Source organism: Yinghuangia sp. YIM S09857 (assembly GCF_051388915.1).
In the GTDB taxonomy this organism is placed as follows: Bacteria; Actinomycetota; Actinomycetes; order Streptomycetales; family Streptomycetaceae; genus Yinghuangia.
The window spans coordinates 291,132-318,118 of the sequence record NZ_JBPKBH010000001.1; the positions used below are offsets into that span (position 1 = coordinate 291,132).

General features: G+C 73.3%; 27 protein-coding genes and 1 pseudogene. 11 read left to right on the forward strand and 17 right to left on the reverse strand.

The annotated features are described in order from the left end of the window. Positions 1-65: 65 nt before the first annotated feature. The 9 genes from ACRX5S_RS01305 to ACRX5S_RS01345 form a co-directional block, all read right to left on the reverse strand. Positions 66-521, reverse strand: a complete 456-nt coding sequence (locus ACRX5S_RS01305) for an SRPBCC family protein (RefSeq protein ID WP_436770785.1) — start codon at positions 519-521, stop codon at positions 66-68. A 206-nt stretch (positions 522-727) separates the two neighbouring features. Then, positions 728-1,150 carry a hypothetical protein gene (locus ACRX5S_RS01310; protein ID WP_436770786.1) on the reverse strand — a complete coding sequence of 141 codons (423 nt, stop codon included), beginning with the start codon at positions 1,148-1,150 and terminating at the stop codon, positions 728-730. Next, the gene (locus tag ACRX5S_RS01315) at positions 1,107-2,129 is read right to left on the reverse strand and encodes an FAD-dependent oxidoreductase (protein WP_436770787.1); all 1,023 of its coding nucleotides are present in this window, start codon (positions 2,127-2,129) and stop codon (positions 1,107-1,109) included. The genes ACRX5S_RS01310 and ACRX5S_RS01315 overlap by 44 nt, the downstream gene beginning before the upstream one ends. A 304-nt stretch (positions 2,130-2,433) precedes the next feature. Continuing rightward, a complete protein-coding gene (locus tag ACRX5S_RS01320; protein WP_436770788.1) occupies positions 2,434-3,726 on the reverse strand; it encodes an MFS transporter in 1,293 nt (430 codons plus the stop codon). A gap of 211 nt (positions 3,727-3,937) precedes the next feature. Continuing rightward, positions 3,938-4,417 carry an RrF2 family transcriptional regulator gene (locus ACRX5S_RS01325; RefSeq protein WP_436771132.1) on the reverse strand — a complete coding sequence of 160 codons (480 nt, stop codon included), beginning with the start codon at positions 4,415-4,417 and terminating at the stop codon, positions 3,938-3,940. A 59-nt stretch (positions 4,418-4,476) separates the two neighbouring features. Next, positions 4,477-4,989 (reverse strand): hypothetical protein, encoded by a 513-nt coding sequence (locus ACRX5S_RS01330; RefSeq protein WP_436770789.1) that lies wholly within the window; start codon positions 4,987-4,989, stop codon positions 4,477-4,479. Beyond that, positions 4,986-5,675, reverse strand: a complete 690-nt coding sequence (locus ACRX5S_RS01335) for an RNA polymerase sigma factor (RefSeq protein ID WP_436770790.1) — start codon at positions 5,673-5,675, stop codon at positions 4,986-4,988. Before ACRX5S_RS01335 ends, ACRX5S_RS01330 begins: the two co-directional genes overlap by 4 nt. 8 nt (positions 5,676-5,683) lie before the next feature. Beyond that, positions 5,684-6,247 carry a DUF3995 domain-containing protein gene (locus ACRX5S_RS01340; protein WP_436770791.1) on the reverse strand — a complete coding sequence of 188 codons (564 nt, stop codon included), beginning with the start codon at positions 6,245-6,247 and terminating at the stop codon, positions 5,684-5,686. Positions 6,248-6,590: 343 nt separating this feature from the next. Further along, a complete protein-coding gene (locus tag ACRX5S_RS01345; RefSeq protein WP_436770792.1) occupies positions 6,591-7,553 on the reverse strand; it encodes a LysR family transcriptional regulator in 963 nt (320 codons plus the stop codon). Positions 7,554-7,706: 153 nt separating this feature from the next. Here ACRX5S_RS01345 and ACRX5S_RS01350 point away from each other — a divergent pair, with 153 nt between their 5' ends. The 5 genes from ACRX5S_RS01350 (at position 7,707) to ACRX5S_RS01370 (ending at position 14,049) form a co-directional block, all read left to right on the forward strand. After that, positions 7,707-8,741 (forward strand): DMT family transporter, encoded by a 1,035-nt coding sequence (locus tag ACRX5S_RS01350; protein ID WP_436770793.1) that lies wholly within the window; start codon positions 7,707-7,709, stop codon positions 8,739-8,741. Between the two features lie 157 nt (positions 8,742-8,898). After that, positions 8,899-9,666 carry an MBL fold metallo-hydrolase gene (locus tag ACRX5S_RS01355; RefSeq protein WP_436770794.1) on the forward strand — a complete coding sequence of 256 codons (768 nt, stop codon included), beginning with the start codon at positions 8,899-8,901 and terminating at the stop codon, positions 9,664-9,666. A gap of 127 nt (positions 9,667-9,793) precedes the next feature. Continuing rightward, on the forward strand, positions 9,794-13,126 hold the full coding sequence (locus tag ACRX5S_RS01360; protein WP_436770795.1) for an SNF2-related protein: 3,333 nt from the start codon (positions 9,794-9,796) through the stop codon (positions 13,124-13,126). Next, positions 13,123-13,437: a hypothetical protein gene (locus ACRX5S_RS01365; RefSeq protein WP_436770796.1), complete on the forward strand. Its 315-nt coding sequence runs from the start codon at positions 13,123-13,125 to the stop codon at positions 13,435-13,437. The genes ACRX5S_RS01360 and ACRX5S_RS01365 overlap by 4 nt, the downstream gene beginning before the upstream one ends. Before the next feature lie 75 nt (positions 13,438-13,512). Continuing rightward, positions 13,513-14,049 (forward strand): N-acetyltransferase family protein, encoded by a 537-nt coding sequence (locus tag ACRX5S_RS01370; protein ID WP_436770797.1) that lies wholly within the window; start codon positions 13,513-13,515, stop codon positions 14,047-14,049. Positions 14,050-14,060: 11 nt separating this feature from the next. On the opposite strand, the gene ACRX5S_RS01375 is transcribed toward ACRX5S_RS01370, so the two are convergent. Next, positions 14,061-14,600: a nitroreductase family deazaflavin-dependent oxidoreductase gene (locus tag ACRX5S_RS01375; protein ID WP_436770798.1), complete on the reverse strand. Its 540-nt coding sequence runs from the start codon at positions 14,598-14,600 to the stop codon at positions 14,061-14,063. Positions 14,601-14,747: 147 nt separating this feature from the next. Here ACRX5S_RS01375 and ACRX5S_RS01380 point away from each other — a divergent pair, with 147 nt between their 5' ends. Beyond that, positions 14,748-15,518 (forward strand): TetR/AcrR family transcriptional regulator, encoded by a 771-nt coding sequence (locus ACRX5S_RS01380; RefSeq protein WP_436770799.1) that lies wholly within the window; start codon positions 14,748-14,750, stop codon positions 15,516-15,518. A 35-nt stretch (positions 15,519-15,553) separates the two neighbouring features. Then, positions 15,554-16,084 carry a GNAT family N-acetyltransferase gene (locus ACRX5S_RS01385; RefSeq protein WP_436771133.1) on the forward strand — a complete coding sequence of 177 codons (531 nt, stop codon included), beginning with the start codon at positions 15,554-15,556 and terminating at the stop codon, positions 16,082-16,084. On the opposite strand, the gene ACRX5S_RS01390 is transcribed toward ACRX5S_RS01385, so the two are convergent. Then, positions 16,065-16,991 (reverse strand): LLM class F420-dependent oxidoreductase, encoded by a 927-nt coding sequence (locus ACRX5S_RS01390; RefSeq protein ID WP_436770800.1) that lies wholly within the window; start codon positions 16,989-16,991, stop codon positions 16,065-16,067. The two genes, ACRX5S_RS01385 and ACRX5S_RS01390, sit on opposite strands and share 20 nt — an antisense overlap. A gap of 179 nt (positions 16,992-17,170) precedes the next feature. Between ACRX5S_RS01390 and ACRX5S_RS01395 the strand changes: the two genes are divergently transcribed. After that, positions 17,171-17,698, forward strand: a complete 528-nt coding sequence (locus ACRX5S_RS01395; protein ID WP_436770801.1) for a nitroreductase/quinone reductase family protein — start codon at positions 17,171-17,173, stop codon at positions 17,696-17,698. Positions 17,699-17,716: 18 nt separating this feature from the next. Here the strand turns inward: ACRX5S_RS01395 and ACRX5S_RS01400 are convergent, their stop codons facing one another. Next, a complete protein-coding gene (locus tag ACRX5S_RS01400; RefSeq protein WP_436770802.1) occupies positions 17,717-18,181 on the reverse strand; it encodes an SRPBCC family protein in 465 nt (154 codons plus the stop codon). Positions 18,182-18,330: 149 nt separating this feature from the next. On the opposite strand from ACRX5S_RS01400, the gene ACRX5S_RS01405 reads away from it, so the two are divergent. Both ACRX5S_RS01405 and ACRX5S_RS01410 read left to right on the forward strand, forming a co-directional pair. Further along, positions 18,331-19,059, forward strand: coding sequence for a 2OG-Fe(II) oxygenase (locus ACRX5S_RS01405; protein WP_436770803.1), 729 nt, complete (start codon positions 18,331-18,333; stop codon positions 19,057-19,059). Positions 19,060-19,362: 303 nt separating this feature from the next. Continuing rightward, positions 19,363-20,982 (forward strand): ABC-F family ATP-binding cassette domain-containing protein, encoded by a 1,620-nt coding sequence (locus ACRX5S_RS01410; protein ID WP_436770804.1) that lies wholly within the window; start codon positions 19,363-19,365, stop codon positions 20,980-20,982. 23 nt (positions 20,983-21,005) lie between these two features. On the opposite strand, the gene ACRX5S_RS01415 is transcribed toward ACRX5S_RS01410, so the two are convergent. Next, positions 21,006-21,767 (reverse strand): methyltransferase domain-containing protein, encoded by a 762-nt coding sequence (locus ACRX5S_RS01415; protein WP_436770805.1) that lies wholly within the window; start codon positions 21,765-21,767, stop codon positions 21,006-21,008. A gap of 126 nt (positions 21,768-21,893) precedes the next feature. Next, a complete protein-coding gene (locus ACRX5S_RS01420) occupies positions 21,894-22,289 on the reverse strand; it encodes a hypothetical protein (RefSeq protein ID WP_436770806.1) in 396 nt (131 codons plus the stop codon). A 213-nt stretch (positions 22,290-22,502) separates the two neighbouring features. On the opposite strand from ACRX5S_RS01420, the gene ACRX5S_RS01425 reads away from it, so the two are divergent. Then, the gene (locus tag ACRX5S_RS01425) at positions 22,503-24,704 is read left to right on the forward strand and encodes an MMPL family transporter (protein ID WP_436770807.1); all 2,202 of its coding nucleotides are present in this window, start codon (positions 22,503-22,505) and stop codon (positions 24,702-24,704) included. Between the two features lie 213 nt (positions 24,705-24,917). Here the strand turns inward: ACRX5S_RS01425 and ACRX5S_RS01430 are convergent, their stop codons facing one another. The 3 genes and pseudogenes from ACRX5S_RS01430 to ACRX5S_RS01440 form a co-directional block, all read right to left on the reverse strand. Beyond that, entirely contained in the window at positions 24,918-25,844 is a 927-nt protein-coding gene (locus ACRX5S_RS01430) for a phosphotransferase (RefSeq protein ID WP_436770808.1), read from the reverse strand. Positions 25,845-25,921: 77 nt separating this feature from the next. Beyond that, complete coding sequence (locus ACRX5S_RS01435) at positions 25,922-26,470, reverse strand: GNAT family N-acetyltransferase (RefSeq protein ID WP_436770809.1); 549 nt, start codon at positions 26,468-26,470, stop codon at positions 25,922-25,924. 10 nt (positions 26,471-26,480) lie between these two features. Beyond that, a pseudogene (locus ACRX5S_RS01440) lies at positions 26,481-26,987 on the reverse strand (alkene reductase); the annotation flags it as partial.

The window sequence follows — 26,987 nt, forward strand, 5'->3', positions numbered from 1 at the left end:
ACGGCCGGTCGTCCTCCGGCCGTGCCACACCGCCCCCCCTCGGCAGCGCCCTTCCCCGACAGGGCTCAGGCGGCCAGGTGTTGCGCGAGCAGGTTCCAGCTGGAGTCGAAGCCCGCGTGCGCCATCTCGCCGCGGAACTGCTCGGGGACGTCGGTCTGGTGCAGGGTGATCCGGGTCCGGCCGTCGCCCAGGTCGGTCAGCGTGATCTCCTGCTTCATCGCCTCGCCGGGCACGTGGAACGCCAGGCGCTCGGGCTCGACCACGTCGAGGTACACGCCCGCGAACGGGATCTCCATGTCGCCCATGACCATGGTGAGTTCGCACCGCCCGCCCTTCCACGGCTCCAGGGTCACGCTCTCGCGCGGCACCGTCAGGCCCTCCGGCGCGAAGAACTTCACGATCTGGTCCGGATCGGTGTAGGCGGCGAACACCGCCTCACGCGGGGCGTCGAACTCCCGTACGAAGGTGACGTCGCCGTCGCCGTTGTCGATCATGGTGGTGGCCATGGGGGTCTCGGACATTGCGGGCTCCTCGCTCTGGTGGCTTCTGGCTTCTTGTTGCTGTGCGGTGTGCGTGCGGCGAGTGCGCCGCGTTTTCGGAGGGGTAGACCGGCCTCCGCACCGAAACTAATCGCCGGGTCCGAAAAAATCCTGGAAGCCGTGTCCCGCGGCACGTGCAGGCCGATGATCCACCGAGCCGGGCATCGCAGGGCCAATCGGGGCAAGGGTCACACGCCGACCGCGGCCAACCACTCCTCGCGCCCCGGCCCGTCCGGCCCCGGCACGTGGCCGCCCCGGGCCGCCAGCCACAGGTCGACGTGCCGCCGGACCTCCTCGTCCGCGTACGCCACGGCCGGGACCTCCGCCAGGTGCTGCACCTTCGCACGCGCGCGCATGACGACCGGGTCCTCGTACGCGCACGCCGACCGCGCCATGCGGGCGACGTCGCGGTCCGGCGGTGCGGTCGGCGCGTCGGAATCCCGTACGGCACCCATCACAGTCGCCAGGCCCCGGTCCGCCTCCACCTGCACGTCGAACCACGGGCGCAGCGCGGAACCGCACCACGCCGCGTACGCCAGCGCGAAACCGGCCGGATCCCGTTCCGCGTCACCGGAGTTCGCCGCGACCCACTGGGCCTCCTGCAATGCCAACGAACACCCTTGCCCCAGCGTTGGGTTGGTGTGCATCACCGAGTCGCCGACACCGGCCAGCCCGGTCACCACCGGCCCCGCGTCGTCGACGAGCGAGGTCCAGCGATTGTCGAGACCGGCCATCGCCCGTACGCCGGTGAGCGGTTCGGGGGGCGAGGTCCAGCCACGCCGCCGCCGACGGGAACAGCCGGGCGGCCGTGTCGAACACCGCCGGATCGCGCAGCGCGCCCCGGGTCGGGTCGGCGGTCGCGACGAGCAGCGCGACCGCGAAGACGCCGTTGTCCGACGGGAACACCGCCGCGCTCCCGAAGGACGCCATGGACACCGGCCGCACCCGCTTGGGGGCTTCCCCGCGCAGCCGGTACCACCGGCAGACGTACGCGAGCCCCGTGCGATGGCTCTCCACGACCGGCGCCCGGCACCCCGCGTCGGCGAGCAACCGGGGCAGCGGCGACCGGCGTCCCGCGCAGTCGAGGACGAGGTCGACGCGGTGTCGGCCGTGGTCGGTGCGTACCGCCGCGACGTGCGGCAGCGGGCCCGACGTGTCGAGGTCGAGCGCGCGGACGGGGGCGCCGAGGCGCAGGTTGGCGCCGTGCTGGCGGGCGACGGCCCGCGCGAGCGCGGTCTCCAGGACGATGCGGCGGGCGCGTACGGTCACCAGGTCCTCGTCGCCGGGCCGGTAGGGCGGCGGCGTGTCGAACCAGTCGAACTCGTGGTACTCCTCGGCGCCGAGCTCGCGCATCGCCGCGTACACGTCGGGGGCGTCGGAGCGCAGCACGCGGCGCACCGGCGCGAGCAGCAGGTGCGGTTGCGCGGCCTGCGGGACGCTCGGCCGGACCCACGTGAAGGCGTCCACGTCGAGCCCGCCTCCGGCCCGGCGGCCGTCGCGCTCGAACACGGTGACGTCGTGCGCCCTCCGGGCGAGGAACAGCGCGACGGCAAGGCCGCCGATTCCGCCACCCACCACCGCAACGCGCACGGCATGCTCCTCACGTCGCCCAGTCCGGGTCGTGCGGCCCGTGTCGTGCGGACCGTGTCGCCCGGCCCGGTTCGCGCAGGCCGAAGGCACTCGGCCTGTGCCCGGAACCGGGCCCAACTCCCGCCGCACAGACAGTTCTCCGCCCCCTGACTCCGCCAGCCTGCCCACCCCCGCGCAGGGCAACAAGGGCAAAGTCCATCGCAGTTGGCGCCGCAGACAGGCACGTGCCCCTCTTGCGCCGTGGTGACGGAGGAGGGGCGCGTGGGGAACACCTGGTCGAACTTGCCTGTGTGCGCGGGGCGGTTCAGGACACCGCGAGCAGCGCGATGGCGGGCCCGAATGCGCCGCCGAGCTGGTACGCCAGGTTGAGCAGCCCGATTGCGGCCGGGCGCAGCGGGGCGGGTGCGGCGTCCGACGCCCGAACGCCGAGCGTCGACAGCCCGCCGGAGGCCGCGAGCACCGCGAGAGCCGGGATGACGACCAGCACCGGCGCCCAGGGCGCGAACGTCGCGGCCACCGGACCGACGACGCCGAGGGCGACGAGCACGACGGTGACCCGGCCCCGGCCCAGGCGGTCCGAGACCGCTGCGAGCACCCACGAGGCCGCGCCGCCGACGAGCAGGGCGGCCATCTGCGCGACGCCGATCGTGCCCTTGCCCCACGTTGTGGCGTCGTCCATCAGGCGCGGCACCGCGAAGAGCAGGGCGAAGTACGCCGTCGACAGCATGCCCGCCAGGCCGGCCGAGGACAGGAACACGGGGCTGCGCAGCAGCGCGACGGGGACGAACCCGAGCGGGCGCGTCCGCACGTGCAGCGCCAGCAGCACCGCGGCGACGGCGGCCACGGCGAGGGAAGGCAGCGTGAAGTGCGGGAGCAGGACGAGCGCGGTCACCAGCGTCACCAGCGCGACGGCGCCGCGTGTGTCGAACGCCTGCACCGCGTCCGTGCGTTCGGTACGGGGCCTTTCGGACGCACGCATGTCGTGCCGGGCCTGCGCTCGCAGGTGGGCCGCGACCGCCGGCACCGCGAGCAGGCCGACGACCGAGATGACCAGGGCGGCGCGCCAGGAGACGGCGGACGTGACGGCCGACCCGGCCAGCGGGCCCACCGCGCCCCACATGGCGAACCCGGCGGTGATCACGCCCATCCGTCGGACGTCCCCGGCGAGGTTCATGGCCACGGTGACCAGGGCCGCGCCGCCGAACGCCTGCGCCGCGCGGCCGACGAGCAGGAGCGGCAGCCAGGGGGACAGCACGACCGCCACGGTGCCCAGGACGACGAACGCCGTTCCGATGCGCAACGCGGCGGTGGCTCCGCGGTGCCGCAGCAGGCCCGCGACCAGCGGCGTACCGACGGCCATGGCCCAGGCGAACGTCGTGACCAGCCAGGTCGCGGTGGCCGTGGAGGTGACGAGGTCGCCCGCGATCTCGGGGAGGATCAGCACGGGCGCGTTGGCGGTGGCCGCGACGGGGGTGGCGAGGAGGGCCAACCAGAGCGCCGGGATCCGGCGCGGCTCTGCGGCCGCGGAGGTGCGGGTGCCGCCCGCTTCGGCGGGGCGGATGCTGCGGGGGTGGGCACGGAGTGCGGCCGTGGTCATCGCGGCACCTCTCTTTCGCGTCGTGTCCTGGATATTTGGTATCTAGGATTTGCCGCTGTCGATCGGACGGCGGCGCATCGGAGTGCAGGGGGCGCGGGTGGTCGGGCCGAGGGCTCGGTAGGGGTCGGGGCGAGTGCTTCGGCGGTGTTGTCGCGCGGATGGCCGGGGGTGGAAGTCGTAGGGGAGCACGCCCGGTTCGGTCGGGGGTGTGTCAGACCCGGGCGTTCTCGAACCAGTTGCGCACCTGGTCCGGGCGGCCGGGGGCGCGTTCCTCGACCTTGTCGCGGATGTCGGCGATGGTGCGGGAGGCCAGTTCGCGGCGCCAGGCGAGGTCCGCGTGCCGCATGGCCTCGTCGATCAGGCAGGGCGTCGGATTGTCCGTAGGGGCGTCGGCGTTCGGGCCCTGCTGCCGGATCTCGGTGCAGCGGAACGCCTCGTCCGGCCCCTCGATCGCGGTCACCACGTCCATCAGCGTGATCCGCTCCGCCGGGCGGGCGAGGCGGAACCCGCCGCGCGGGCCGGGGGTCGAGGCCAGGATGTCGGCGCGGGCGAGCGCCTGGAGCTGCTTGTTGAGGTACGCGGTGGGCAACTCGTAGAACGCGGCCAGCTTGGCCGCGGTCACCGCCCGGTCGGGGGCGACCCAGGACAGGTTGACGCAGGAATGCATCGCCCACTCGACGCCTTCGTTCATCCGCATAACCTGGACAGTACATGTCCAGGTTATGCGATGCAACCGCAAGAACGCGCTTGTCAGTCCCCCTCAGGACCGACCACACGGACCGTCAGGAGCGCCAGCGCGCGCCGCAGTTCGCGCTCCGCGCCGGGCAGGAGCATCGCCCGGCCGGGGACGCGGACTCCGCCGGTCAGCGCCACGCGCGTCCCGCCCACGGCACCGGCTGTGCCGTGGTCCTGGTTCCCGGTCGGCTCGGCGGCCATGCCCACCACCAGGAAGCGGCTCTGCAACCAGCACCAGCCCGGGCGCAGTACGCCGTGCAGGCGCGCCCGCGGGCCGTACCGGCTGTGCGCGAGGGCGGTGACCCGGTCCCCGTCCAGCCGCTCGACGCGCACCTTGCGCATGTCCGGCTGGAACTCGCCGAAGCCGCCCTCCAGGTCGCCCATCACGAGCCACACGTCGGCGAAGGACGCGGGGACGACCCCTTCGACCACGCGCGCGCCGCGGACCCCCGCGGCCATGACGCGCATACGCGCCACCGCGCCGAGTGCGGGAGTGCCGTCGGCCATGTCCTCGACCGTGCCGGTCATGACGACCACATCCTTCGGAATCCGGCGCGGGCGCGGTGCAGCCGGGACTTCACCGTGCCCTCGGGTACACCCAGCAGTTCGGCGGCCTCCCGCTCGTCCAGCCCCTCCACGTCGCGCAGCACCAGGACCGCGCGGTGCTCGGGGGAGAGGCGGGCGACGACGTCGCCGATGTCGGCGGCAAGCTGCGGGTCGCCGGGAGCCTGCAGGTCGATCGGCTCGACGGGGAGAGTGCGCGCGTCGCGGCGTGCGACCCGGACGGCCTCGCGTACGGCGACCGCGCGCACCCACGAGTACAGCGCCTCCGGCTCGTCGAGCGTCCGCAGCGCGCGGAAGACCGCCACCAGCGTCTCCTGGACCGCGTCCTGGCGGCTGCTCAGGGCGATGGGACCGCAGATGGCGGAGACGAAGGGGATGAGGTGGTCGAGCAGGTCGTTCATGGCCAATGTGTCGCCACGCCGTGCGGCGACGGCGAGCGCGATCCCGCGCGTGCGGCGGTCGGCGGCGGGTGTGCCGGACGGGCCGGTGGACGTCGGGGGAACCGGGCGCTGGTCCGCGGCGGCGGGTGGGTGCCCGCGCTCTTCCGCACGGTCCGCGGCCATGTCCCCAGCCGCGGCCGCTCTTTCGTGCGCGGCCGCGGCCTCGGCGGGCGGGCGCCCGGGTGGCCTCCGCGGGGGCTGCTCGGTCACAGGGGAGATCATCCCTCGAACGCTTCGCTGGGCCGGGTCCGGCGCGCCTCCGCCCGCGCTCCCGTCGATGCCTCGGGGTGTGTCGGGGCGGTCGTCGACGGCGGCGGGTCGCCGGGGATCGTGGCGAGGCGCATTGCCGCGTACCCGAAGCCGACGCACATCGGCGTGTAGAGCACCAGATTGAGCCAGTAGAACGGCGTGTCCATGTCGACCCCCACTCCCGTGATCCACACGGCCCCGGCCGCCGCACGCAGGGAGAGCCCGCCCGCGACCGCCGCCGTCCCCAGCCGCACCGCCGCCCGCACCCTGCGCCCGCCCACGCGGTGGGAGTGCGCGTACACGCATGCCGCCGCCGTGGTCAGCAGCGCGCAGAGCGGAAGCAACACCCTTGGGGTGAACGGCACATCGGCGTTGAGTACGGCGTAGGACAGGCCCTTCGTGGAAGCGGCCGGCCACGTCGCGCCGGTCGTCCAGAAGGCGTGCACAAAGGCGTCGCCCGCGAGCAGCGCCGCGACGGCGGTACCGGCGCGACGGGCGGTCGAGGCGTGCCACGGTGCGAATACGTTGCCCATCGACGGATCCCCTTCCGAGAACCTGACGGCGCGTCCGGCCGAAGTGTGACTCGGGCCGATTGGCGCGTCGGTCTGACCGTGTGTGGTGTGTGTCGGTCTGTCGGTGGGAGGAGGGCTCGGGGCGCGGATTCGTTCCGCGCAACTTTGTGCCGATGCCACGTGATCGTCGTCACGTTCCGCCGCCGGGCGAACGCATGTGCGCAGCCGGGGCCCGCGTGCTGCTCACGCGCGCTGCTCACGCTCACGCGCGCTGCTCACGCTCACGCGCGCTGCTCACGCTCACGCGCGCTGCTCACGCTCACGCGCGCTGCTCACGCGCGGGAGTTCCGCCGCGCAGGATGCGTCAGGCCGCGGCCATCGGGCGGCCCGTGCGGATGCGGGTCGCCTGCGCCGCCAGGGCGTCCAGGACGGTGGCCAAGTGCGGGGCCGACTCGGAGCCATTGCGGACGTACGCGGCGATGTGCCGTTGCGGGGCCTGCCCCTCCAGCACCCGCAGCACCACGTTGTTCGTGTGCTGCGGCGTCATCGCCGACATGTTCGCGCTCACCAGGCGGGGGATGAGCGAGATCCCCAGGCCGGCTTCGACCAGGCCGAAGATGGTGGTCCATTCGTCCGCCCGGTGCCGGACGCGCGGTGCGAACCCGGCCGCCGCGCACGCGGTCGCCGTCAACTGGCTGCACGCGCCGACCGAGCCCGTCACCCACGTCTCCTCCACGAGGTCCGTGAGCGAGATCTCGCGGGCGGCGGCGAGCGGGTGGTCCGCGGGCATCATGACGTCGAGCGGGTCGGACAGCAGCGGCACCCGCGCGAACCGCGCGTCGTCGCCCGCCGGGCCGTCCGGCGAGGCGATGACGATCGCGATGTCCATCTCGCCGGCCACAAGTCCCGTGTATCCCTCGGGCAGCTCGGACTCGCGCAGCACCAGCGACAACCCCGGCCGCCGCCCGCGCAGGTCGCGCAGCGCCGGCAGCACGAGCCCGGTGATGGCCGAACCGAACGCCGTGATCCGCACCTCCGCCGTCGCGCCCTCCTGATACGCCGCCAGATCGGCCTGTACGCGCTCCAGTTGCGCGAAAAGCTGGTCCGCGTGCCGGAGCAGCACCCGCGCCGCGCCGGTGAGCCGCACCCGGCGGCCCGCCGGTTCGAGCAGGCGTACGCCCGTCTCCCGCGACAGCGCGGTCAACTGCTGCGACACCGCCGAGGGCGTCAGGTGCAGTGCGTCCGCGACGGCGGAGACCGTCCCGCGCCGGTCGAGTTCGCGCAGCACCCGCACCTTGCGGAGGTCGAGGTCGGACGGAGAGGTCATGTCCGCCACGGTAGGCCACCGCTGATTGTTCAGTCCAGACTTAATGTTCCGGTTCGGATTTTGTCGATGGACGTAAACAGTTCTGCCGCGGCAGCCTGGATCCCGGACGGCGGCGCACCCCGCGCCGCTGACGACAGCGGAGGGAACCGGGCCATGGGCGGCACGCTGCGGTGGGGAAGTCTGGCGCGTGTCGCGCTGCTCGCGGCCATCTGGGGCTCCAGCTTCCTGTGGATCAAGCTGGCCCTGCGCGGCTTCCCGCCCGTCGAGGTCGCCCTCGTCCGGGTCGGGCTGGGCGCGGCCGTGCTGCTGGCGCTCACCCGGGTGCGCGGCATCGGCCTCCCGGCCGGCCTCGGCACGTGGGGGCACCTGACCGTGGCGGCGTTCTTCAACAACGCGCTGCCGTACGCGCTGTTCGCCTTCGGCGAGGAGACCGTGGACAGCAGCATCGCCGGCGTCATCAACGCCACGACCCCGCTGTGGACGCTGCTCCTCGCGGTGCTGGTGGGCAGCGGGAAGCGCCTGTCGTTCGCGCAGGTCGCCGGGCTGTTCCTGGGCTTCGCGGGCGTGCTGCTGATCCTCGCGCCCTGGCAGGCCAAGGGCGCGTTCGGGCCCGGCGCGGCGATGATCATGGTGGCGGCGTTCAGCTACGCCGTCAGTTACCTGTACCTCGACCGCTTCCTGGCCGCGCGCGGCATCGACCCGGTCGCGCTGTGCGGCGCGCAGCTCGCCGCCGCCACCGCGATGCTCGCCGCCGTACTGCCGTTCACCGGCGATCTGGCGGTGGACGCCCGGTTCGACGCCTTCGCCGCCATCGCGGTGCTCGGCATCCTGGGCACCGGTGTGGCGATCTTCCTCAACTACCGGCTGTTGCTCGACGACGGTCCGGCCGTGGCCTCGTCCGTCATCTACCTGCTCCCACCGGTGTCAGTGCTGCTCGGCGCCCTCGCGCTCGGCGAGCCGTTCGGGATCCGGATGGTCCTCGGTATCGCCATCGTGCTCACGGGCATCGCCTTGAGCCGCCGCCGTGCCGGGCAGGCCGACGGTGCGGACGAGGCCGCCGCCGACACCCCTGAGACCGCCGGGGCCACCGAGACCACTGAGGCCACCAAGGCCACCGAGTCCTTCGAGGCCGACCACGGCTCCGAGACCCCGACCGAGTCCGCCGCCCTGGCCTCCACCCGGATCTGAGCCCACCCCACAAGCGGACACCGCTCCGCCCCACGACACGGATGCCCCGGCCCCCAACCCCTGCCGGGGCATCCGTCGCGCCCGGAATGATCGTTGAGACGGCCCGGTTGCGCTGATCGACCGCCTCAATCGCCGCCGCGCCCGTCAGGAGAAGCCCATGACCCGCCTTGCCGTCCGGTACGTCGGAGGCCCCACCGCCGTCGTGGAGATCGGCGGCCTTCGCCTGCTGACCGATCCCACCTTCGACCCGCCCGGCGAGCATCCGGTAGGCGCCCGCTCGCTGGTGAAGACCGCCGGACCGGCGTTCGGCGCGGCGGAGGTCGGGGCGGTGGACGCCGTACTGCTGTCGCACGACCAGCACCCGGACAACCTCGACGACTCCGGACGCGCCCTCCTCGCGGACGCGCCGCTGGTGCTCAGCACCGCCTCGGCGCACGGCCGCCTCGGCGGCACCGTGCGCGTTCTGCCGAACTGGGAGACCATCGAACTCCCGCGTCCCGACGGCGGGTTGCTGCGCATCACGGGCGTCCCCGCGCAGCACGGACCCGACGGCACCGAGCATCTGACCGGCGAGGTGACCGGCTTCGTCCTCGCCGGGGACGGCCTCCCGTCGGTGTACGTGAGCGGCGACAACGCCTCGCTCGGCGTCGTCCGCACGATCGCCGCACGGGTCGGTCCGGTCGACGTCGCGCTGCTGTTCGCCGGTGCCGCGCGCACCCCCGTCGCCGACGGGCCGCTCACGCTCACCAGCGCGCACGCCGCCGAAGCGGCCCGGATCCTCGGGGCGGCACATGTGGTCCCGCTGCACTTCGAGCACTGGGGGCACTTCACCGAGGGCGCGGACTCGCTCGTCGCCGCGTTCGCGTCGGCCGGACTGGCCGACCGGCTGCACCTGCCCAAGCCGGGGGATCGCATCGAGCCGTAGCGGGGCCGCGCGGGCGTACGGCTCCCCGCCGGTCCGCGGCTGTCGGACGCGGCGCATAGGCTGCCGGGGTGGCACGCTCCGGCTGCCACTTCCGGGGGCGTACGAAGGCACGACGGGAAGGCACGCGGTGTTCGCTCTGCACGCGCTCTGGCGCGCGGACCGGACGCTCGCGGTCTGGGGCGAGGACGGGCGGCCCCGGTCGCAGCCCGCCGGCGAAGGCCCCTCCGCGCACCCGCACGCGTGCTCCACCGACCTGCTGGCCGAACTGCTCGGCGGCGTGGGACCCGGCCTGGAGTGGCTGGTCGGCCGGGCGCGCCACCGCTGGGCCGGGTTGCTGCTGCCCACCTTCGGAGGCACCCGGCCCCAGCCGTCCCCCGAGATCCCGGGCGAGCCCGTGCGCGGCCCCCGTCCCGACCTCGCCCTGCGGCCGTGGCGCGTGCCCGCGCTGGTCTTCGACGCGGACGAGGCCGCGCAGCTCCTGGGCGCGCTGTTCGATCCCCGGCACGCCGCGCTGCGCACCGAGACGGCAGCCGAGGGTGCGGTCGACGTCCCCTACGGCGCCTCGCTGCGCTGGCTGACCGCGGTGCACGACGTGGCCTGGCGGCTCGCCGGGCGCGGCCGGGTGCTGCCGGACCTCGTGGTCGAGGACGGCACGGCCGTCGCGCGGTGGCGGCCCGCGCCGACCGAGGACGACTGGTCGCTCATCCGCGCGCTGGCCGAGGCATGCCCTCCCGTCTGCCGCGCCGAGGTGCGCGCCGGGGCCGCGGGAGCCGCCGCAGGGCCGCCCGGCGACGACACGAGCGGCGCGGATGCGGTCGGCGCCATGGAACTCGTGGCGGACCTGCTCGACGTGCTGGTCGACCGCGAGGTGCGCGCCGTCCTCGACGGACAGCCGTCGCTCCTGCCCACGGGCCGTCCGCCGCGCGGCCCCGAGACCGCGGCCGAAAGGTGGCTCGCGGCGCTGACCGGCCCGAGCGGGCGGATCGGGCCGCTGGCGCCGTTGGGGCGTACGACATACGCCACTCTCGGTGCGGCGGGAACCGGGGCCGTCGCGGGCCCCGCCGACGCCGCGCCCGCCGACCCGGCGTTCTCCGGCCCCACCGCCCCCGTCTCCACCGAGGACGTCGTACGCCTCCGCGACGCCCTCGCCCGCTGGCAGAGCAGCGAGGCCCCGCCAGTACGGCCGCTGCGCACCTGCTTCCGCCTCGTCGAACCACTCGGCCCGGACCCCGCCGACCTGTTCGGCGGCACCACCGACGACAACTGGCGCGTCGACATCCTGCTCCAGGCCCCGGACGAACCGTCGCTGCTCGTCGAGGCCTCGCGCGTGTGGACCGCCGGGCCGGTGCTCAACGTCTTCGAGCGCAAGCAGTACCAGCCGCAGGATGTCCTCCTCGCCGACCTCGAACGCGCAGCCAGGGCCTGGCCGGTGCTCGACTCGACGCTGCGCGAGGCCCGCCCCGGCAAGGTGCGCCTCGACCGCGACGGCGCCCTCGCGTTCCTCCGCGACGCCGCGCCCGCCCTCGCCGACGCGGGCTTCGGCGTGCTGCTCCCGACCTGGTGGCGCAACCCGCCGAAGGTGGGTCTGACGCTCACCGCCCGCACCCGTACGCCCGGCCTCGTCACCGGGGGCGGCCTCCTCGACCAGGACGCCGTCGTCGCCTTCGAATGGCGTGCCGCGCTCGGCGATGCCGTGCTCACCGAGGCTGAGCTGCGCGAACTGGCCTCAGCGACAAGGCCGTTGGTACGTTTCCGCGGCCAGTGGACGGAGGCCGACCGGTCCGCCATCGCGGCCGCCGCGGCGTTCATCGCCCGGCAGGGCGCCGGTGTCATGGCGGCGGGAGAGGTCGTGCGTACCGCGATCGACCCGGCGGGCACCGTCGCCGGGCTGCCGGTCCTGGGCATCGACGCGGACGCGTGGCTCGGCGAACTCCTCGCCGGAGCCGACGCGTTGCGCGACCGCCCGACCGTACTGCCGGACGCGTTCGCCGCCACCCTGCGCCCGTACCAGCAACGGGGCCTGGACTGGCTGGCGTTCCTCGCCCGACTGGGCGTCGGCGCCGTGCTCGCGGACGACATGGGCCTGGGCAAGACCGTGCAGACCCTGGCACTCCTCGCCGTCGAGAAGCACGAAGAGGAAGTCGGCGGCGTGCCCTTGGCGCCCACACTCGTCATCTGCCCGATGTCCCTGGTCGGCAACTGGGCGCGCGAGGCGGCACGGTTCACGCCCGGACTGCGCGTCCACATCCACCACGGCGCCGACCGCCGCACCGACGAGCAGTTCCGGAACGCCGTGCGCGACACGGACATCGTGATCACGACGTACGAGACCGCGCACCGCGACGCCGCCGTCCTCGGCACCGTCCGGTGGCGGCGCGTGGTGGCGGACGAGGCGCAGAACATCAAGAACATCGCGACGCACCAGTCGCGTTCCATCCGTGCGCTGCCCGCCGAGCACCGCATCGCGCTGACCGGAACACCCGTCGAGAACCGCCTCGCCGAGCTGCACTCCGTCCTCGACTTCGCCAATCCCGGACTCTTCGGCAGCGCCGAGCAGTTCAAGGCGACTTACGCGATCGCCATCGAACGCAACGGCAGCGAGGCCGCGTTGGCGGCGCTGCGCCGGGTGACCGCGCCGTTCGTGCTGCGCCGCCACAAGAGCGATCCGGCGGTCGCCGCGGACCTTCCGGCCAAGCAGGAGATGACCGTCCTGTGCTCGCTGACACCCGAACAGGCGGGCCTGTACCGGGCGGTCGTCGCCGACATGGACCACCGCGTCGCGCACACCGCGGGCATCGAGCGGCAGGGGCTGATCCTCGCGACGATCGGCAAGCTCAAGCAGATCTGCAACCACCCCGCACAGTTCCTCAAGGAGACGGGCACCCCGGTGGCCGGGCGGTCCGGCAAGGTGGACCGCCTCGCCGCGATCCTGGAGGAGGCGGTGGCCGAGGGCGACAAGACGCTGTGCTTCACGCAGTACGCCCGGTTCGGCGCGCTGCTCCGCGACCACCTCGCCGAACGCCTCGGCACCGAAGTGCTGTTCCTGCACGGCGGGATCACCGGACGGCGGCGCGACGAAATGGTCGAGCGGTTCCAAGACCCGGACGGGCCAAAGGTCTTCGTGCTCTCCCTCAAGGCGGGCGGCACCGGCCTGAACCTCACCGCGGCGAACCAGGTCGTGCACGTGGACCGGTGGTGGAATCCGGCGGTCGAGGACCAGGCGACCGACCGGGCGTACCGTATCGGGCAGCGACAGCACGTGCAGGTACGCAAATTCGTCTGCGTCGGCACGGTGGAGGAGCGCGTCGACGCGCTGATCGCGGCCAAGCGCGGCCTCGCCGCGTCGGTGGTCGGGGCCCCGGGCACGGCGACGGGTGCGTCGGGGGAGCACTGGCTGACCGACCTGTCGGCCGAGGCGCTGCGGGAACTGGTCGCACTGTCGGAGGAGGCGGAGGCGTGAGCGGCACTTCACCCGGGGGAGCGGGCGCGGCCGAGGCGCGCTCGCACGCGATGAGCCCGGGCACCACGAACCCGGACGCGACGGGCTCGGGTCCGGCGGGCCCGGCCGCCGCAGGCCCGGCGGAGTCGCCCACCTCCGACCTCGCCTCCCGCGTCGCCGACTTCTGGGGCGGCGCGGTGCCCATGGCCCCCGACGCCCCGATGGCGGCCGATCCGGCCGTTGCCCGGCTCGGCGTGCCGGACCTGGCCATTCGGGGCCGGAATCCGGCCGATCTTGTGCGGCCCGCGTACGACGCGCTGACCTCTCGGTGAGTCGCGTCCGCCGACACGGCAGGATCGTTGTCGGCCCGCGCACCTTGCGGGTCGGAAAGAGTAAGGAGTGTCTTCATGTCCGCCGAGTCCGTCCGCATCCGGCCGGCCCACCCCGACGACCTTGAATCGGTCGCGGCGATCTACGCCCATTACGTCCACAACAGCGTCGCGACGTTCGACGAGGTGCCGCCGACGGCCGAGGACTGGCGGGCCAAGGCGTACGACCTGCACGCCCGCGGCCTGCCCTTCCTCGTCGCGGAGGCGGACTGGCAGGTGGTCGGCTTCGCCTACGCCGCGCCGTGGCGGCCCAAGCCCGCGTACCGCCACACCGCCGAAGACACCGTCTACATCTCGCCCGACCACACCGCCAAAGGCGTCGGCCGCTCGCTGCTGTCGACGCTGCTGCCGCTGTGTGCGGACGCGGGGGTCCGCCGCGTCCTCGCGGTGATCGCCGACGGTGGCGACGACAACAACTCGACGCGGCTGCACAAGTCGTTCGGGTTCACGGAGGCCGGGCGCCTCACCGAGGTGGGCTTCAAGCACAACCGCTGGATCGACACGGTGCTCTACGAGTTGGAGCTGAAGCCCCGTCAGGCACCGCCCGCAGAGTAGGAAATGCCGCGTCAGCCCTGGGTCCGGATACGGAACACCGGGTAGCCCGGGGCGATGCGCAGCAGTTCGTCGTCGCTCGCCGTCGCGTCGACACCGTCGAAGAACACGCCGACCTCCCACTTCCAGCGCTTGATGTAGGCGCGCAGGACGTCCGGCTTCTCGTGGTCGGCCAGTTCGACGTACGTGAAGGCCTCGGTCCGCTTGCCCAGGCGCAGTTCGCCGCCGTCGGCGGCGCGGAGGTTGCGCACCCACTGCGTGTGGCCGCGCGGCGCGACGAGGTAGAGGTCGTCCCCGTGCGTCAGCGGGTTGACGGGCGTCGTACGCCACTGCCCCGACTTGCGCCCGCGCACCGCCAGGATGCGGCTGCCGGCGAGGCTGATCCCGTGCCGGGTGAGCCAGCCGACCACACGGTTGACCGTGGCGGCCGCCCGGCCCGCGGTGACCAGCCGGTTCCCGGCTGCCTGGCCGGTGCCCCGCGCGGCGGTGCCCGCGGACTGGTCGGCGGTGTCCCGGACGTTGTCCTTCGCGACGGTCCCGGTGGTTGCGGTCATGGTGACGACTCCTTGGTGTGATCCATGCTCGTTTTCGAGAGCACTGCTCTCGCTTGCCTGGGAAGAGCATGCCCGACGCCGCGCGGTCCGCGCAAGAGCAGTGCTCTCTTTTTTGTGCGGCGATCCGCCGCGTGGCAGACTCCCGGCATGAACGCGAGCCGTACCGCCCGTGACCGCGCCCGGGCCGAGCTGACCCGCGAGATCACCGAGGAGGCCCGCCGCCAGGTCGCCTCCGAGGGCGCCCAGCGCCTCTCCCTGCGCGCGGTGGCGCGCGAACTCGGCATGGTCTCGTCCGCGCTCTACCGCTACTTCCCGAGCCGCGACGACCTGCTCACCCGGCTGATCATCGACGCCTACGACGGGCTCGGCGAAGCGGTCGAACGCGCCGACGACGGCGTCCCCGCGGCCGACCCGCGCGCCCGCTGGACCGCCAAGTGCGCCGCCGCCCGCGCCTGGGCCATCGCGCACCGGCACGAGTACGCGCTCATCTACGGGACGCCCGTCCCCGGCTACCAGGCCCCTCAGGACACGGTCGGACCGGCGAGCCGCGTCCCGGTGGCCCTTCTCGGCGTGGTGCAGGACGCCCGCGTCGCGGGCCTGCTCGCCGAGCCGCCCGCCGGGCCCGGAGGCTCCGCGGCGCGGGCCCCGGAACCCGCCCCGGAACTGGCCCCGGAACTCGCCGCGCAGGGCGCGCTGGCCGCGTCACTGGTCGGGGCCGACCTGCCGCCCGCCGCCGCGGTCCGGGCGGTGATCGCCTGGTCGCAGCTCTCCGGCATGATCGGCTTCGAACTGTTCGGGACGTTCGCGGGAAGCTTCGACCCCGCCGACGCGTTCTTCGCCGAGGCCGTCGCCCGGATGGCCGACCTGGTCGGACTCGCCGAGCCCGCCGACGACACCCCACGGGAGCACACCGCATGAGCCCGAGCACGACCCCGAGCCCGACTCCGAGCCCGATGTCGCGGGAAGCCGTACCCGCCGGGTCGCGGGAGTTGGACGGCCCCGCCGGCGAGGCGGAGTTCGACGTACGTCACCTGCCGATCACCGACCCGGCCGCGGCGCCGCTGCTCCAGGCACTCGGCGAGCAGTACGACACGCTCTACGGCCCGCTCGCCGCAGACGAGATGACCAGGTTCCCGGTGCACGAGTTCGACGCGCCGGACGGGGCGTTCGTCCTGCTCTTCGAGCACGGCGAGGCGGTTGCGGGCGGGGCGTTCCGCCGCTACGACGCGGAGACGGCCGAGTTCAAGCGCATCTGGACGCACCCGGACCACCGGCGCCGCGGGCTCGCCCGCAAGGTCCTCGCGGAGTTGGAACGCACCGCCGCAGCCCGCGGCTACACGCGCGTCTACCTGACCACCGGGCCGCGGCAGCCGGAGGCGAAGGGGCTCTACCTCGCCACCGGCTACACCGCGCTGTTCGACACGGACGCGCCCCCGTTCGCGCCGTGGCCCTTCGAGAAGGCGCTCAGCCGAGCTGCGGCATGACCTGCGACGCGATCAGCTCCAGGTGGTCCAGGTCGGACAGGTCCAGCATCTGGAGGTAGACCCGGGTCGAGCCGAGCGCCGCGTACCGGCCGATCTTGTCGACCACCTCGGCCGGGCTGCCCGCGAGGCCGTTCTCGCGCAGCTCGGCCGGTTCGCGTCCGATCGCCGCCGCACGCCGCGCCAGCTCGGCGTCGTCGCGTCCGACGCACGCCACCAGCGCGTTGGAGAACACCATGCTGTCGGCCGGACGCCCCTGCTCGGCCATCGCCTCGCGCACCCAGCCGAAAATTCGCTCGCTGTCCGCGGTGCTCGCGAACGGGATGTTGAACTCGTCGGCGTAGCGCGCCGCGAGCGCGGGCGTGCGCTTGCGCCCGTGACCGCCGATGAGCACGGGCGGGCGCGGACTCTGCACGGGCTTGGGCAGCGCGGGGGAGTCCTTGAGCGTGTAGTGCGTGCCCGCGAAGTCGTACGTCTTGCCCACCGGCGTCTCCCACAGGCCGGTCACGACCGCGAGCTGCTCCTCCAGGCGGTCGAACTTCTCCTTCGGGAACGGAATCCCGTACGCGGTGTGCTCCTCCTCGAACCACCCGGCCCCCAGCCCGAGTTCGACACGGCCGCCGGACATCGCGTCGACCTGGGCGACCTGGATCGCCAGCACCCCGGGCAGCCGGAACGTCGCCGCGGTCATGAGGGTGCCCAGGCGGATGCGCTTCGTCTCGCGGGCGAGGCCCGCCAGCGTGATCCAGGCGTCCGTGGGACCCGGCAGCGGGTCGCCGTCGCCCATGCGGAGGTAGTGGTCGGACCGGAAGAACGCGTCGTAGCCCAACTCCTCGGTCGCCCGCGCGACCGAGAGCAGCGTGTCGTAGCTCGCACCTTGCTGGGGTTCGGTGAACACTCGAAGATCCATACCGCCATTCTCACCCCGCCGCGACGCTCGCCCGGACCGCCCCACCGGCTCCGGGCGGGCGATCAGGAATGACCGAACAGGAATGACCGAACGAGAATGATCGGTCGAGATGACCGAACAGGAATGATCGATCAGGAATCGAGAAGCGGGCGCGACCGGCCGCTCCTAGCGTGTGCGGCATGGACAACCCCCGGAAAACCGAGCACACCGAGCACACCGAGCACACCGATTCGAGGCCGACCGTGACCCAGGACCCGAGCAACGGCAAGCGCAAGCCGGGGACGCCCGGGGCGTTCTCGCGCTGGATGCAGCACAAGGCGAACGCCCGGATGGCCAAGAAGATCCGCCGCGGCAAGGGCACGTTCATGGGGATGGACGTCCTGCTCCTGCACACCACCGGCGCCCGCAGCGGGGCGCGCCGCGAGACCCCGGTGGCCTGGTTCGCGGACGGCGACGACGCGTGGCTCGTCGTCGCCTCCGGCGGCGGCAGCCGGCACCCCGACTGGCACGCGAACCTGCTGGCCCATCCCGACCGGGCGGCCGTCGAGATGCCGGGACGGCCCGCCGAGCCGGTGGTGCCGCGGCGCCTCACCGGCGACGAGCGCGAGCGGGCCTGGCAGCGCATCGCAGCCGCGCAGCCGCGGATCGCGAAATACCAGGCGAAGTCGGAGCGCGTGTACCCGGTGGTGCGGCTCAGCCCGAGGTGAGCCCCGGGGCGCGGCCGTTCAACGCTCGGCGCGTTCGGCCGCCGCGGCGATGTCGGCCAGGTCCTGCTTCATCGCCGTCTCCACGGCCTTCTGCCCGAGGCGGTTGAAGAGCTTCCCGAAGAACCCGGCAGGACCACCCGCCGACCGGGCGGCGAAGGCCATCCGGAGAATCGCGGTGTCGTCGAAGTCCGGGGCCACCGAGAGCTCCGATGTGCAGTGCACGCCGCGCGAGTCCGCCTCGGCGACGTAGCGGTGCGGCGGATCGTACGCCGTCACCGTCATCTCCTCCGTCGTCTGCCTGCGGAACATCGTGCGGGTCTCGCGCCACCGGGTGCCGACGCCGAACGGACCCGGGGTCAGGATCTCGGTCTTCGACACGCCGCTCAGGGTGTCGGCTGCGATTTCCAGGTCCGTCAGGATGCGCCACACCTGGTCCGGCGGCGCCGCGACGCGCCGTTCGACCACCACCTGAGGATCAGTCATAACCCTCATCGCAGCAGAATCCCGGGCATTCCGCGCGATGACACGGCGGTGCGCGGGTGCGCGGTGCGATGTCCGATTTCCGCCGGACCGCGGCGGCTGCGACGCGCACAGTTGGAAGTGACACAACCGCCGGTACCCGAGGACGCACTATGGCCACCCAGGCAACCGCCAGCCCGCTCACCCGGTCGGTCGCCGCGACGGACTGGAACGCTGTCGCGGAGGAACTCGACGCGTACGGCGGGGCGCTCACCGGCCCGCTGCTGGACGCCGAGACGTGCCGGGCCCTGGCCGCGCTGTACGACCGACCCGAGGTCTTCCGCAGCACCGTCGACATGGCCCGCCACCGGTTCGGGTCCGGTCAGTACCGCTATTTCGCGTACGAACTCCCGGACGTGGTAGCCGAGTTGCGCGAGGCGCTGTATCCGCGGCTGCTCCCCGTCGCTCGGGCCTGGGCCGCGCGCCTCGGGCGTCCGGCCCCCTGGCCCGACACGCTGGGGGAGTGGCTCGCCCGGTGCCACGCCGCGGGGCAGGTGCGGCCCACCCCGCTGCTGCTGCGCTACGGGCCCGGCGACTGGAACGCCCTGCACCGCGACCTGTACGGCGACCTCGTCTTCCCGCTCCAGGTAGTCGTCGGCCTCGACGTCGCGCAGGAGGACTACACCGGCGGCGAGTTCCTGCTGGTCGAGCAGCGGCCGCGCGCGCAGTCGCGCGGGATGGCGACCACCCTGCCGCAGGGACAGGGCTTCGTGTTCACCACGCGCGACCGCCCGGTCCGATCCGTGCGCGGCTGGTCGACGGCCCCGATGCGGCACGGCGTGAGCACGGTGCGGAGCGGGCGCCGGCATGCTCTGGGCATCGTCTTCCACGACGCGCTCTGAGCCGTGTTCGCATCGACCGCCGCATGTTCGGATCCGGACGGTTGCCTGCACGCGCCGTACCGGGTTCTGCGCTGGCCCGACCTCCCCCCGACCTGCCGCTGACCAGGTCCTCGCCGGGGCCCTGACCGGGCGATCCCGGACCGTGGGCGGGCGGTGCGGACGTCGCCCGCCGGTAATATCCGTTCGCGGTCCGACGCCCGTCCCACCTAGACTCGGCCGCATGTCTACGCCCCGGATCTCCTAGCTCCGACACACGCATCCACGCCACCCGTGTGTCCTTGAGTTATCCCGGAGCGTCAACCCATGATCACCGTCCGCGGTGCGGACGTGCGCGTCGGCGCGCGCCTGCTGCTTTCCGACATCTCCTTCACCATCGCCCCCGGCGACCGCATCGGCCTGATGGGCCGCAACGGCGCCGGCAAGACGACCCTGCTCACCACGCTCGCCGGTGAGGCGGCTCCGGCCGCCGGGACCGTGACGCGCGGCGGGTCGGTGGGCTATCTGCCCCAGGACCCCCGGGCCGCGGATCCGCGGACGACCGTGGTCGACCGCATCCTGTCCGCGCGCGGCCTCGACCACGCCGTGCGGCGGTTGCGCGCGGCCGAGGCCGCGATGGGCACCGCGTCCAGCGCGGCGGTCGGCGCGGGCGACGACGCGCTGCACCGCGCGATGGACGAATACGCCCGCGCCGAAGCGGAGTTCGAGGTCCGAGGCGGATACGCCGCCGAGGCGGAAGCCGCCCGTGTCGCGGCGGGCGTCGGGCTGCCCGACGACGCCTTCGCGCGCGCGGTCGGCACGCTGTCCGGCGGACAGCGCCGCCGGGTCGAACTCGCCCGCATCCTGTTCGCCGACCACGACACCCTGCTCCTCGACGAGCCGACGAACCACCTGGACGCGGACTCGGTCGCCTGGCTGCGCGGATACCTCGCGTCGTACCGCGGCGGCTTGGTGCTCATCAGCCACGACACCGGGCTGATCGCCGACACGGTGAACCGCGTGTTCCACGTCGACGCCCAGCGCGCGGCCCTCGACGTGCACAACTTGGGCTGGGACGCCTACGTCGCGCAGCGCGACGCCGACGACCGGCGCCGGGCGCGCGAGCGGGCCAGTGCCGAGCGCAAGGCGTCGTCGCTGCACGCGCAGGCCGGCCGGATGCGCGCCCGCGCGTCCACCGCCGTCGCCGCGCGCAACATGGCGCGGCGCGCGGACCGGATGCTCGCCGACCTTGAGCCGACGCGCCGGGCCGAGAAGGTCGCGCGGATCCGGCTGCCCGAACCGGCACCGTGCGGGCGGATGCCGCTGGGGGCGGTGTCGCTGGCCAAGGCGTACGCCGGGCGGCCCGTCCTGTCCGGCGTCGACCTGGCGGTGGACCGGGGCGCGCGGATCGTCGTGCTCGGGCTCAACGGCTCGGGCAAGACGACGCTGCTGCGCATCCTCGCGGGCACCGCGGCACCGGACTCCGGCCGGGTGGTGCCCGGAGTCGGCCTGCGGCTGGGCTACTTCGCGCAGGAGCACGACACGCTCGACCCGCGGCGCACGGTGCGCGAGAACATGGCGGCCGCGGCGCCGCACCTCGCCGACGACGAAGTCCGGGGCGTACTCGGTGCGTTCCTTTTCCGCGGCGACGACGCGGACAAGCCGGCCGGGGTGTTGTCCGGCGGCGAGAAGACGCGGCTGGCGCTGGCGGGCCTGGTGCACTCCGGTGCGAACGTCCTGCTGCTGGACGAGCCGACGAACAACCTCGACCCGCTGTCGCGGCAGGAAGTGCTGGGCGCGGTCGGCGCGTACCCGGGGGCGATCGTCATGGTCACGCACGACAAGGCGGCGATCGAGGCGCTGCGCCCGGACCGGGTCCTGATGCTCCCGGACGGCACGGAGGACCTCTGGAGCCCGGAGTACGCGGACCTGGTGTCACCGGCCTGAACCGTCGCGTGGCCGCCCGGCCGTCAGGCGGGCTTGCGCGCCTCGATCAGGAAGCGGGTGGTCCGTGCGACGAACGGGCCATCCGCCTCGATCCGGTCGTGCAACTCCCTCAGCCGGTCCCGGTATTGCTGGACGGTGAAGTCCGGGACCATCCAGATCACCTTGCGCAGGAAGTAGACCACCGCACCGATGTCGTGGAACTCGGTGCGCAGCGACTCCGCGCGCAGGTCGACCACTTCGAGCCCGGCCGCCTCCGCGCCGCTGCGCGCGTCGTCCGGGTGCCGGGCGCGGCGCACCTCCTCGGGCTGCGGGCCGAGGAAGAACTCGACCAGCTCGAACACGCTTGCCGGGCCGACTTGTTGCGAGAAGTACGTGCCGCCGGGCCGGAGTACGCGGGCGATCTCGTCCCACCACACCGTGACGGGATGGCGGCTCACGACGAGGTCGAACGCCGCGTCGCCGAACGGCAGCGGCGGCTCGTCCTCGTCGGTTACCACGGCCACGCCGAGCGGGTGCAGCAGCCGGGTCGCCGCGGCGATGTTGGGCGGCCAGGACTCCGTGGCGACGGTCAGCGGCGGGAGGGTCGGCACACCGGCCAGCACCTCGCCGCCACCGGTCTGGATGTCCAGCGCCGCGGTGGCGGCCGCGAGGCGTTCGCCCATGGACCGCTGATAGCCCCAGGACGGCCGCTCCTCGGTCGCACGGCCGTCCAGCCAGGAGAAGTCCCACCCGGCGACGGAGACGGACTCGGCCTCGGCGACGAGGTGGTCGAACGTACGTGACATGCGCCCATACTCGCAGGTCAACGCCCCGAAGGCGGGCACCGGCGCGTCGCGGGCACGTCCTTGGGGGCCTGCTGCGCCGGGGGTGTTCCGCGTCGGCCGCGGTCCCTCAGCGGACACCCTTCGGCGTCAGGGGAGTTCGGGATCCCTTGAGCCCGGCGCCCGCGGCGGGGATGACCTCGGCAGGGGCGCGGGGGCGGCCAATCGAGTGCCTGCTGCGGTGGTGGCGCGCACCACCAGGGCGTCCAGGTCCGCGGCGTACTCCTCGGGGACCGCCACCTCCACCGCCACCCTGCCCAACGCGGGTTCCTGGACGGTGAAGCGGAAGGGCGCGGGGCAGGCCGGGCCGCGCGTCACCAGGTCGCGTACCCGGGCCTCGGCCGCGGCGGCAAACACCAGGCGGGCACGTGTCGCACCCAGGCGCCCCGCGCCGACCAGGGCGTCCGCGAAGAGCGCGTCGAAGGCCGCCGCCCGCGGCGGACGGTCCCCGGTCGGCAGTGTGTACGCGTCCGGTATCCACGTCATGGTGCGGATCCTTGCGCACCTGGATGACCCCGCGCCCCCGCAATGACCGGATTCGTTCGCCACGGGTGCGCCAGGGGCGCCCGAACGCCGCCGGGCAGTGCCGTCTCGGCCACCGCCGTGGAGATCGCCGCGCGGGCCGATGTCACACATTTGGCCGCCACGCCGTCAAGCGGGCGAACACGTTCCACCGATACCACTCCACGGGAAGAACCGATGACGCTGAGTGAAGAGAAAGTCCATACACCGGTGCGGGCGGGGATCTTCGCCCGCATCGCCGGATTCGCCCAACGCCGCAAATGGCTCGCCCTGGGACTGTGGGTGGCGGTTCTCGTCGGCGTATGGGGCGCGGCCACCGTGACCGGCAGCGACTACCGCGAGGACTACACGATCCCCGGCGCGCAGTCGCAGAAGGCGGTCGACCTGCTCGACGAGCACGGCTCGGCGCAGGCGGGCGACACCCTGGAAATAGTGCTGCGCTCCGACGGCGACCTGCGCGACCCGGCGACCCGGCAGCAGGTCGAGACGATGCTCGGCCAGGTCGCGGGGGCCCCGAAGGTCGCCCAGGTCCGGAGCGTGTACGCGGACCCCTCCGCGATCGCCCCCGACGGACGCATCGGCTACGCCACCGTCCTCCTCGACGGAACGTCGGAGGAAATGGCCAAGTCCGACACCGAGAAGATCCTCAAGGCCGCCAAGACGGCCGAACACGAGGGCCTCCAGGTCGAGTTGGGCGGCGAGGCCGCCCGCGTGCTCGCGGAGAGCGACAGCAGCGGCGCCGAGGCCGCCGGCATCGCGGCCGCGCTGGTGATCCTCGTGTTCATGTTCGGCACCCTGATCGCCGCCGGACTCCCCATCGTGACCGCACTGTTCGCGGTCGGCTCGGCGCTCGCGGTCGTCGTGTTCGCGTCGCACGTGTTCACGCTCGCCGAATGGGTGCCGTACATCATGGCGTTGGTCGGCCTCGGCGTCGGCATCGACTACGCGCTGCTGATCTTCGCCCGCTACCGGGGCGAACTCGTCAAGGGTGAAAGCCCCGAACGGGCCGCGACGACCGCACTGGACGCCGCCGGGCGCACGGTGTTCTTCGCCGGCTGCACGGTGATCGTCGCGCTGTTCGGCCTCGTCGCCCTGGGGCTGGGCTCCTTGCAGGGCATGGCACTTGCCGTCGCACTCACCGTGCTCATGACGATGATCGCGGCCGTCACGCTGCTCCCCGCCCTGCTCGGCTTCTTCGGCCCGCGCTTCGCCCGGCAGTTCCCGGCCCGCGCCGCCAAGCGCGCCGCGAAGGGCAAGGCGCCGGAGGGCACCACGTGGCGCCGGATCGGCGTCGCGGCGCAGCGGCGCCCGCTGGTCGCCCTGCTGATCGCGGCCGTGGCACTCGGCGCCCTGTGCATTCCCGCGCTCAACCTGCGCCTCGGCTTCTCCGACGCGGGGAACGACTCGTCGGACAGCACCAGCCGGAAGGCTTACGACCTGCTGGCGGACGGCTTCGGTCCCGGCTTCAACGGTCCCCTCGTCATCGTCGTGGACGGAACTGCCGGTACCCAGGGGACCGGCGCCGCCGACGGCGGCGGTCTCGCGGCCGCCGCGGGCGAGAGCGCGGCACAGACCCTGCGCGACACCCCCGGCATCGCGGCGGTGGCGGACCCGATGCCCACCGACGACGGCCTGGTGGCGACGGTCATCGCGTTCCCGACCACCGCACCGCAGGACGAGGAAACCTCGGACCTCGTCGGGCACCTGCGCGGCGACGTCCTGCCGCGGCTCAGCGAATCGACCGGCGCCGACTACCTGGTGGGCGGCGCGACGGCCGCGGCCGAGGACTACTCGGACAAGGTCGCCGAGCGCATGCCGCTGTTCATCGTCATCGTGGTGGGAGTATCGATCCTGCTGCTGATGGTGGTGTTCCGCTCGATCCTCATCCCGCTCAAGGCGGCGATCCTCAACCTGATCAGCATCGGGGCGTCGCTCGGCGCCATGGCCCTGGTGTTCCAGCACGGCTGGTTCGGCGTCGAGCCGGGGCCGATCGAGCCGTGGGTGCCGGTCGTGCTGTTCGCGATCGCGTTCGGGCTGTCGATGGACTACGAGGTCTTCCTGGTGTCCCGCATGCACGAGGAGTGGGAGCGCAGCAAGGACCACAGCCAGGCGGTACGCGAGGGCCTCGCGCAGACCGGCTCGGTCATCACCGCGGCCGGGGCCATCATGGTGGTGGTCTTCAGCGCGTTCCTGTTCAGCCCCGAACGGGCGCTCCAGCAGAGCGGGTTCGGCATGGCGTTCGCCATCTTCGTGGACGCGGTGATCATCCGCTGCCTCATCGTGCCGGCGGCGATGCAACTGATGGGGCCGCGTGCCTGGTGGCTCCCGGCGCCGCTGGCGCGGCTGCTGCCGAAGGTCGAACTGGAGAAGCACGGCTGATCCGGCCGGGCGGCCCAACACCCCGGTGGGGGGGGGGGGGGGGGGGGGGGGGGGGGGGGGGGGGGNCTGGCGCGGCTGCTGCCGAAGGTCGAACTGGAGAAGCACGGCTGATCCGGCCGGGCGGCCCAACACCCCGGTGGGGTGCGGCTCTTCGCGACACGCGTCGAGCCGCACCCCGCCGTTGTCCTGTCCCTCCGCTGTTCTGCCGTCCGGCTATCTGCGGGGGCCGACCATGGGCCGTTGCCCGTACGCCACCGGCCACGCGTCGCGCAGGCCGTCCACGGCGGTGACCGTCGTCCCGAACGGCCGGGCGCGCGGGTCGTCGCGGCGCACGTAGCGGTTGAAGGCGACGATCGAGCCCGCGTAGACCGAGAGTTCGCGGAGCCGGTGCAGCTCGCCGGGGGAGAGCGGGCGCACCGCACGGTACCCGTCGACGACTGCCGCGATCCGCCCGGTGCGGAACACGCCGTCCTCGATCCCCAGGCCCACCACGGCCATTCCGAGGTCGAGGAGCGGGTCGTCGACCGACGCCGTTTCCCAGTCGAGGACGCGCAGTGAACCGTCGTCCGTCTCGACGAGGTTGTCCGAGAACAGGTCCCCGTGCGTGATGCAGCCCCGCGCGCCGGACAGCGGCGGATCGGCCACGTTGCGCAGCATCCACGCGGCGAACTCCCGGTCCGGGAACGCCTCGATCATCGCCACGGCCGTCTCGGGCAGCCCCCGGGCGTTCTCCGGCAGCCGCAACTCCCTTGGCGGCAAGCCGAGTCCGTGCAACCTTGCGAGCACCGCACCGGCCGCGGGCAGCAGCGTTGCGGGCAGCGTGTCGTGGCAGGTGCCGTGGATGTACGGCCGCACGATCACCGCCCGGCCGCGCGGCGCCTTGCCGTCGCCGTCCAGCGGCGCACCGGTCGGGTACCCCGCGGAGGCCAGCCACCGCATGACCCCGACCAGCCGGGAGAACGCCGCCACTTCGCGCGCGTCCAGCACGGTGAGGACGAAGTGCCCCGCATCCCCGGCGTCCACGAGCAGGTGGGTGTTGACAGTGCCGCCCGTGAGACGCGAAACCTCCCGGACCGAAAGCCCGTACGCGGCGCACACGTGCGCGATCTCATGCGGACGCAACATCGCGTGATCGGCCACGCCATCCTCCCCGTCGTCGGCGGCCCCATGATCGTGGCCCGTGCCGCAGCCGGCCGACTATCCCACTTACGCGCCGATCATGTCCCAGACACCACGCCCCCCAAAACCCCCGAACGCGCCACAACCATCTCGCAGACGGCCCATCCGTCTCCGAGTCCCGCCGCCGGTGGCCGAGTCGACACGAGGTGGAAGCCGAACCGCGCGTACAGCCGAAGGGCCGTGGTGTTGTGGCGGTACACGCCGAGCCGCAGTTCGCCGAGGGCGAGACCGTCAAAGGCGGTCCGCACCACCGCCGCGAGCAGTTCGACTCCGAGACCCTCGCCGCGGGCGTGGGGCGCAATCAGCACCCGCCCGAGCCGCCCGTGCCGCTGTGGGGCAGGGTCGTCGCCATCTTCGAGGCGTATGGACGCGTGACCGACGGGTTTTCCGGCGACCGCGGTCCAGGTGAGGCGTGTGCCGTCGGCGGATTCTGCCGCGTAGGCGGCCAGTTTGGCCGGGGTGAGGGGCCACGTGAACGCAGTGCCCGCCCAGGTGGTGAGTTCGCTTTCGCTTCGCAGCCACGTGACGAGCAGGGCGGCGTCGCCGGGGGTGAAGGTGCGCAGGTGCAGGCGGGGTGAGTCCGTCACGATGGTGATGCTAGGCGGCCGTCGTCGGGGAACTTGTGGTGCTTGCCGGGTAGTCGGCGTAGCCCTCGGGGCCGCTCGTGTAGAACGTGGTCGGGTCGGGGGTGGACGGTTCGCGGTTGAGGGCGAAGCGTTCGACGAGGTCCGGGTTGGCGATGTACGGGGTGCCGAACGAGACGGCGTCGGCGGTGCCTCGGGCCACGGCGGCGTTGCCGGAGTCGCGGTCGAAGCCGAGGTTGGCGACGAGCGGGCCGTCGAACAGCCGCCGGTAGCGGGAGATCGCGTCGAGGTCGGGCCGTCCGCCCGGTGCGTCGAGGTCGCGGCCCCGCAGGTGCAGGTACGTCACCGGGTGGTCGTTGAGCGCGTAGACCAGCGCGTCGTACTCGTCGAGCGTCCGTGTGTCGGGGCTGAAGCACGCGGCCGACCAGTAGGGGGACAGGCGAACGCCCGGGCCCTGGCCGTCCCACGCCTCCGCCACTGCGTCCACCACCTCCAGCAGGAGGCGCCGGCGGGGGGCCGG

What these genes read in the sequence shown, in the direction of transcription:
- ACRX5S_RS01385 (WP_436771133.1), top strand. Translation starts at nt 15,554, where the DNA reads ATGTCGCGGGAAGCCGTACCCGCCGGGTCGCGGGAGTTGGACGGCCCC.
- ACRX5S_RS01330 (WP_436770789.1), bottom strand. Translation starts at nt 4,989, where the DNA reads ATGACCGGCACGGTCGAGGACATGGCCGACGGCACTCCCGCACTCGGC.
- ACRX5S_RS01425 (WP_436770807.1), top strand. Translation starts at nt 22,503, where the DNA reads ATGACGCTGAGTGAAGAGAAAGTCCATACACCGGTGCGGGCGGGGATC.
- ACRX5S_RS01325 (WP_436771132.1), bottom strand. Translation starts at nt 4,417, where the DNA reads ATGAACGAAGGCGTCGAGTGGGCGATGCATTCCTGCGTCAACCTGTCC.
- ACRX5S_RS01345 (WP_436770792.1), bottom strand. Translation starts at nt 7,553, where the DNA reads ATGACCTCTCCGTCCGACCTCGACCTCCGCAAGGTGCGGGTGCTGCGC.
- ACRX5S_RS01340 (WP_436770791.1), bottom strand. Translation starts at nt 6,247, where the DNA reads ATGGGCAACGTATTCGCACCGTGGCACGCCTCGACCGCCCGTCGCGCC.
- ACRX5S_RS01320 (WP_436770788.1), bottom strand. Translation starts at nt 3,726, where the DNA reads ATGACCACGGCCGCACTCCGTGCCCACCCCCGCAGCATCCGCCCCGCC.
- ACRX5S_RS01355 (WP_436770794.1), top strand. Translation starts at nt 8,899, where the DNA reads ATGACCCGCCTTGCCGTCCGGTACGTCGGAGGCCCCACCGCCGTCGTG.
- ACRX5S_RS01390 (WP_436770800.1), bottom strand. Translation starts at nt 16,991, where the DNA reads ATGGATCTTCGAGTGTTCACCGAACCCCAGCAAGGTGCGAGCTACGAC.
- ACRX5S_RS01415 (WP_436770805.1), bottom strand. Translation starts at nt 21,767, where the DNA reads ATGTCACGTACGTTCGACCACCTCGTCGCCGAGGCCGAGTCCGTCTCC.
- ACRX5S_RS01420 (WP_436770806.1), bottom strand. Translation starts at nt 22,289, where the DNA reads ATGACGTGGATACCGGACGCGTACACACTGCCGACCGGGGACCGTCCG.
- ACRX5S_RS01305 (WP_436770785.1), bottom strand. Translation starts at nt 521, where the DNA reads ATGTCCGAGACCCCCATGGCCACCACCATGATCGACAACGGCGACGGC.
- ACRX5S_RS01395 (WP_436770801.1), top strand. Translation starts at nt 17,171, where the DNA reads ATGGACAACCCCCGGAAAACCGAGCACACCGAGCACACCGAGCACACC.
- ACRX5S_RS01350 (WP_436770793.1), top strand. Translation starts at nt 7,707, where the DNA reads ATGGGCGGCACGCTGCGGTGGGGAAGTCTGGCGCGTGTCGCGCTGCTC.
- ACRX5S_RS01400 (WP_436770802.1), bottom strand. Translation starts at nt 18,181, where the DNA reads ATGACTGATCCTCAGGTGGTGGTCGAACGGCGCGTCGCGGCGCCGCCG.
- ACRX5S_RS01405 (WP_436770803.1), top strand. Translation starts at nt 18,331, where the DNA reads ATGGCCACCCAGGCAACCGCCAGCCCGCTCACCCGGTCGGTCGCCGCG.
- ACRX5S_RS01375 (WP_436770798.1), bottom strand. Translation starts at nt 14,600, where the DNA reads ATGACCGCAACCACCGGGACCGTCGCGAAGGACAACGTCCGGGACACC.
- ACRX5S_RS01410 (WP_436770804.1), top strand. Translation starts at nt 19,363, where the DNA reads ATGATCACCGTCCGCGGTGCGGACGTGCGCGTCGGCGCGCGCCTGCTG.
- ACRX5S_RS01370 (WP_436770797.1), top strand. Translation starts at nt 13,513, where the DNA reads ATGTCCGCCGAGTCCGTCCGCATCCGGCCGGCCCACCCCGACGACCTT.
- ACRX5S_RS01380 (WP_436770799.1), top strand. Translation starts at nt 14,748, where the DNA reads ATGAACGCGAGCCGTACCGCCCGTGACCGCGCCCGGGCCGAGCTGACC.